Raw genomic sequence first — 231 nt, 5'->3', positions numbered from 1 at the left:
AAAAAGAAATTTCAGCGCAGAGTTTAAACGCGAATCCGCTCAACTGGTTGTTGACCAGAAATACACGGTGGCAGATGCCGCGAAAGCTATGGATGTTGGCCTTTCCACAATGACAAGATGGGTCAAACAACTGCGTGATGAGCGTCAGGGCAAAACACCAAAAGCCTCTCCGATAACACCAGAACAAATCGAAATACGTAAGCTGAGGAAAAAGCTACAACGCATTGAAAT

1 protein-coding gene is annotated in these 231 nt (G+C 45.0%); it reads left to right on the top strand.

The window, feature by feature from the left end:
• Positions 1 to 231: transposase (locus tag SB771_RS37440; RefSeq protein WP_410722337.1), on the top strand; the 231-nt coding region annotated here is incomplete at both ends.

The sequence above is a fragment of the Burkholderia sp. SIMBA_051 genome (assembly GCF_046534915.1).
Classification (GTDB): domain Bacteria; phylum Pseudomonadota; class Gammaproteobacteria; order Burkholderiales; family Burkholderiaceae; genus Burkholderia; species Burkholderia ambifaria.
This window is presented reverse-complemented; position numbering and strand designations above follow the sequence as displayed.